Below are 4460 nucleotides of genomic sequence, written 5' to 3'. Positions count from 1 at the left end.
GCCCGCCGCCAGCTCGGCCCCCGCGGCCCGGACGTTCTCGTGGGGACGGGCGCCCCCGCGGACGACGACCCGGGCACGGCCGCGGTCCGTGCGCTCGAACGGCACGACGGCGTCCGCGCCCAGGGGCAGGGGCGCACCCGAGGCGACGAGCACCGCGCTGCGCTCCACGAGGCGCCCCGGGACGGCGGCCGTCACGCCGACGTCGTCGAGCACGGACAGCGTGACCTCCGGCGCCTGGGCGGACCCGGCGGGCGGCACGAGGTCCACCGTCCGCACTGCGTACCCGTCGCACGCGGCGACGTCCCTGCCGGGGACGTCCGCGGCGACCGTCACGTCCTCCGCGAGGACGCAGCCGGGGGCGTCGGCGAGGACCACGTCGAGGGGGGCGACGGGGCGCGCCGCGGCGAGCACGGCGGCGAGCTGGTCGTGGACGGATCTCATGAGGCGCCCATCATGGCAGCGGCTGCGGCGGGAGCGCCGCTCGGCCGGGGACCACCCGATCGGGCGCGCCGTGGGTGCTCCTTCGACGATTTCTTTGCGATGATGTGACCATGAGCAGCGTCGCCCAGCCGTACCCCGGGAGGACGGGCCTCGCCGTGGCGGAGGCGAAGGACGAGCTCCGGCGGGCCATCCGCGCGGAGCGGGAGAAGCGCACCCCCCGGATGCTCACCCGGGCCGCGGACGACTTCGCCCAGGTCGTCGGCGACATGCCCCAGCTGCGGGGCGTCAGCTGCGTGGCCGTGTACGTGTCGCGCCCCAAGGAGCCCGGGACCATCGCTCTCATCGAGCGGCTGGCCCAGCGCGGTGTCGAGGTGCTCCTGCCGATGCTGGGCGCCGGCCTCCAGCGCGACTGGGCCTGGTTCACGGCCGCCGACGACTTCGCCGTGCGCGCCCCGGGCCGCCCGCCGGAGCCGGCCGGCCCGGGCCTCGGCGCCGACGCGCTCGCCGAGGCGCAGGTGATCGTGGTGCCGGCGCTCGCCGTGGACACGACGGGGGCCCGCCTGGGACAGGGCGGCGGCTGGTACGACCGCGTGCTCGTCCACGCCAACCCGACCGCGCCGACGGTGGCCATGGTGTTCCCCGAGGAGCTGTACGACGCGGAGGTGCGTCCGCTGCCCCAGCAGGAGCACGACCAGCGCATCGACCTGGTGGCGACCACCGCGGGTTGGCAGCCCCTCGGCGGCGCCTGAGCCGACCTCGGGCCCGCGGGCCCGCCTGAGCGGACCTCGGGCTGCAGGCCCGCCCGAGCGGGCTCCGGCCCGCGGGCCGGATCCCTCAGTCCGCGGGCCGGAGGGTGAGCTCGTGCCCGGAGGCCTCCTCCACGGCGGAGCGGGAGAACGGCCACGGGAACGTCTCGCCGGACGCCCAGGCGTCGAGCTGGTTCGTGTAGTGGACGCTGCCGGGGTGCCCTGAGGTCCCGGTCATCGTCACCCACGTGGAGGCGTCGAGGTCACCGAGGTCGACGACCATCCGGATGACGGGCGCCGCGGTGACGGCGAAGCTGCCCGACGCCGCGTCCCACGAGGTGGCGTCGACGATCGCGGAGCCGCCCGAGACCGCCTGGGGCGTCGGGTTGACCAGGCGCCGCACCGGCTGCGGGACCCCGGCCCCCCCGAGCACCGGGTGCTGGGGCGCGGCGACGTGCACGGCCCCCCAGCGCCACTCCTCGGGGTTCTTGCCGAGGTCCACCGTGAGCCGCAGGCGGGCGCTCTCCAGCGCCCGGGACAGGATCTCGTCGCGGCTCTCCACGACGTTGACGGTGCGCCGGTCGTCCCACCACGGGTTGTCGGGATCGCCCAGGAGGTCCTCGACGACGCCGAGCCAGCGGCTCCCGCCGTCGGGCCACTGGCTCTCGGGGAGGTCGTCCCAGAAGGTCAGCTCGAGCAGGGTCGCCCACACGGCGGCGAAGTACGCGGCCGCGGCCGAGTCGGCGGCGTTGGTGCGGTCCCAGCCGCGCAGCAGGTCCACGCCCTGGCGCGTGAAGTCGTCCGCGACCGGCGCCCCGAGCAGCTGCGGCACGAGCACCTCGGCGAACGGGTTCGCGTCGTCGAGCTGCATCGACGTGGCCAGCGCGGCGTCGACCGGGGTGCCGTCGGCGATCGCCTGCTCCAGGAGCTCCCGGATGCGCTGGGACCGGTAGCCGCGGTCCCAGTCGTTCGTCAGGAACGGCCCGACGCCCGCTCCGGTGACGGCCTGGTTGGCGGCGACCAGGAAGCCCTCGGCCGGGTCGACGACCGCCGGCATCTCCTCCGCCGGCACCCAGCCCTGCCAGTCGTAGCGGGAGTCCCAGCCGGGTCGCGGCCACGAGCCGTCGGACGGCACGGGGCCGTCCGAGACGCGGGCCCGCAGCGGGATCCGGCCGGGGGCCTGGTAGCCGATCTGCCCGTCGGTCGTGGCGAAGACGATGTTCTGCGCGGGGACCTCGAAGAGGGCGGCCGCGGCGGCGACGTCCGCGGCGTCACGTGCGGTCGCGAAGGCGAAGACCGCGTCGGCCGTCCGCCCGGGCTGGAGCGCGGTCCAGGCCAGGGACACCTCGGTGGAGCGACGCAGCCCGTCCGGTGTCGGCGACGACGACGCCCGGCCGACGTCCGTGAGCACGTCGGAGACGATCGGGCCGTGGGCGGTCGAGCGGACCTCGATCTCCACCGGCTCCCCGCCGTTGACCTCGATCACCTCGGTGCGGACGTCGAGCGGGACCGGCGTCCCGTCCCGCAGCCACGTCCCCGCGTCGCGGTCGGTGCGCTCCAGGAAGAAGTCGGTGACGTCGGCACCCATGTTGGTGATGCCCCAGGCGAGCTGGGCGTTGTGGCCGATGATCACGCCGGGGAACCCGGCGAAGGAGAAGCCGGCGACCTGGAAGGGGCAGTCGTCGCCGACCTCGCGGCAGTGCAGGCCCACCTGCGTGAAGACGCTCGGTGCGGAGATGGACAGGTGCGGGTCGTTGGCGAGCAGGGGGGCGCCGCTCGCGGTGTGCCGGCCGGAGACGACCCAGGAGTTGGACCCGATGCCCTCCCCCTCGCCGAGCAGGTCGGGTACCGCGGCGAGCGCTCCCTCGACCCGCTCGAGCGCCGCCTGGAGCTCGGTCGACAGCAGCAGGCCACCCGTCACCCGGGCGTCCGCCGGCTCCGCCGTCTCCGCCGTGGGGACGATGGGGAGGTTCGTGTCGTAGGGGTACTCCGGGAAGAGCTCGTCGACCCGCTCGACGTCCCGCACCGTGCTGAAGGTCAGTGCGCGGGCCAGCTCACGGTCGTAGTTGCTGCGCAGGTCCCACGCCATCGCCTTGAGCCACGCGAGGGAGTCGACCGGGTCCCAGGGCTCCGGCTCGGCGAGGTCCAGCTGCGTGCCGAGCACCGTGTACTCGACCCCGAGCGCGTCCACGGGACGCCCGGAGAGGTAGGCGTTGACGCCCGCCGCGTAGGCTTCGAGGTGGGCCCGGGTCTCCGGCGCGAGCAGCTCCCACTCCTGCTCGGCCACGTCGCGCCAGCCGAGGGTCCGGATCACCTTGTCGGCCGCGAGCGCCGCCGGGTCCGACCCGACCAGCTCCGAGAGCCGGCCCGCGGTGACGTGGCGGCGGTAGTCCATCTCGAAGAAGCGGTCCTGGGCGTGCACGAAGCCCTGGGCGAGGAACAGGTCGTGCGCCGAGTCGGCGTAGATCTGCGGGACGCCGCGGGCGTCCCGCAGCACCGACACCTCCCCCTCCAGGCCGGCCACGTCCAGCGTCCCGGCATGCTCGGGCAGCGGCCGGCGGACGACGGTCCCCGCCACCGCGACGACGGCGACGAGCGACACCACGAGGGTCGCGACGAGGGCGATGAGGGCGGTGCGCAGGGCACGACGTCGGGGCACGGCCCGAGGGTACCTGCGCGGTCAGACGCGGGGGCTGGGCCGATCCCCGACCGCGCCGTACCATTGGCACTCGGCGGGGCGGAGTGCCAGCACGTGCGCCCGACGGCGACGTCGTCGGTGCACGGTGCGCGGCCCGCCCAGGACGAGACCTTGGAGGACACCGTGCCGACCTACAGCTACGCGTGCACCGCGTGCGACCACCGCTTCGACGCGCAGCAGTCCTTCACGGACGAGGCGTTGACCGAGTGCCCGCAGTGCGCGGGCCGGCTGCGCAAGCTCTTCGGCGCCGTCGGCGTCGTCTTCAAGGGCTCCGGCTTCTACCGCACCGACTCGCGGTCCTCCTCGACCGCGTCGGCCGGCGGCTCGTCGTCGACCTCCGCGGGCAGCGGCACCTCGGGCGGATCCTCGTCCTCCGCCGGCGGCTCCGGCTCGGGCGGCTCGGGCGGCTCCGGCGGCACCGGGGGCAGCACCTCGGGCGGCAGCGGCTCGGGCGCCGGGTCGTCGTCCTCGGGGTCGTCCTCCTCCGGCTCGTCGAGCGCGAAGGCTCCCGCCGCCGCGAGCTGAGGCGGCGGTCCACAGCCCCGGCCGACGACGGCGCCGTCCACCCCTGCGCG

At 75.7% G+C, this 4460-nt stretch carries 4 protein-coding genes and 1 pseudogene; 2 read left to right on the top strand and 3 right to left on the bottom strand.

Annotated features, from left to right (window positions below; all coding sequences use genetic code 11):
* The coding region (locus N866_RS16700) for a MoeA family protein (RefSeq protein WP_034228563.1) at nt 1-441 on the bottom strand (441 nt) is incomplete at its 3' end.
* A 110-nt stretch (nt 442-551) separates the two neighbouring features.
* Here N866_RS16700 and N866_RS16695 point away from each other — a divergent pair.
* Nucleotides 552-1190, top strand: coding sequence for a 5-formyltetrahydrofolate cyclo-ligase (locus N866_RS16695; RefSeq protein WP_034228561.1), 639 nt, complete (start codon nt 552-554; stop codon nt 1188-1190).
* Between the two features lie 85 nt (nt 1191-1275).
* Here the strand turns inward: N866_RS16695 and N866_RS16690 are convergent, their stop codons facing one another.
* A complete protein-coding gene (locus N866_RS16690) occupies nt 1276-3846 on the bottom strand; it encodes a penicillin acylase family protein (protein ID WP_034228558.1) in 2571 nt (856 codons plus the stop codon).
* Here N866_RS16690 and N866_RS22720 point away from each other — a divergent pair.
* Nucleotides 3727-4101 (top strand): annotated as a pseudogene (locus N866_RS22720) (FmdB family zinc ribbon protein); the annotation flags it as partial. The gene N866_RS16690 and the pseudogene N866_RS22720 sit on opposite strands and share 120 nt — an antisense overlap.
* 62 nt (nt 4102-4163) lie before the next feature.
* On the opposite strand, the gene N866_RS22715 reads toward N866_RS22720, so the two are convergent.
* The coding region (locus N866_RS22715; protein ID WP_342668444.1) for a hypothetical protein at nt 4164-4460 on the bottom strand (297 nt) is incomplete at its 5' end.

Source organism: Actinotalea ferrariae CF5-4 (assembly GCF_000603945.1).
Classification (GTDB): domain Bacteria; phylum Actinomycetota; class Actinomycetes; order Actinomycetales; family Cellulomonadaceae; genus Actinotalea; species Actinotalea ferrariae.
The sequence above is the reverse complement of the archived record's forward strand: the minus strand, read 5'-3'. Positions and strand labels throughout refer to the sequence as shown.

Coding starts and splice junctions, on each gene's coding strand:
- N866_RS16695 (WP_034228561.1), top strand. CDS start 552: ATGAGCAGCGTCGCCCAGCCGTACCCCGGGAGGACGGGCCTCGCCGTG.